Source organism: Candidatus Nitrosarchaeum limnium BG20, assembly GCF_000241145.1.
Lineage (GTDB): Archaea > Thermoproteota > Nitrososphaeria > Nitrososphaerales > Nitrosopumilaceae > Nitrosarchaeum > Nitrosarchaeum limnae.
In genome coordinates, this window is the sequence record NZ_AHJG01000075.1 from 1 (window position 1) to 731 (window position 731).

Consider the following 731-nt stretch of genomic DNA (forward strand, 5'->3'; position numbering starts at 1 on the left):
AAACAGTCTTTTTTATGTAAAATTATAGGAGAAGCTTTTTTCTGAATTTCAGTAAGAGATGTAAATCCAAAATCAGAAAACAGAGAATCAAGCGTTGAATCAGGAGTCTGATTCTTTTGATATGTTTGATCGTGATCTTTCATAAACTATTACGCCAACTAAGCCAAGTGCAAATAACACTACTGTGATTATTGGAATCGAGTCAAAAATTCCTGCCATTCCTAAACTTTATGATTGATAGTTAAATATCTTCAGGATAATCAGATAGTCCTGCAGAATGTATTTTATATGAAAAAGAAGCTAAATGTAAAAGCCACCTTATTTCACCATGAAATTTTGAGTTTGTTTTTCTAAGTTTAATTTTGATGTGCGTAAATAAATCAACAGCTGTTTTCATATTTTCCATCTCTATACCGTCTATGTTTCTAATCATATTAGTTATAATAATTGGAATTTTTTTATTAATTGCAACTAATGATAAATTATGAATATATCTTATAAATAATGAATTTTTTTCAAAAGTCTTATCTGCTTTTGAATATTCATAAGAGAATAAATCAGTGATATTATCAATCACAATTAGGGAAAAGTTTGAGCAATTCATAATATCAATTGATTTTATTTGGTCCGAAGTATTAGTAATTCGTGAAATAGTTATTTTTTCAAGAATGTCAAATGTTAAATTTTGTTTTTTTTGGATTTCGAGAATTCTTTCTGGTCTAAAACTTCCT

General features: G+C 26.9%; 1 protein-coding gene. It reads right to left on the reverse strand.

Going from position 1 to position 731, the window contains the following annotated elements; genetic code table 11:
* Window positions 1–241 precede the first annotated feature (241 nt).
* The coding region (locus BG20_RS02445) for a recombinase A (protein ID WP_010190457.1) at window positions 242–731 on the reverse strand (490 nt) is incomplete at its 5' end.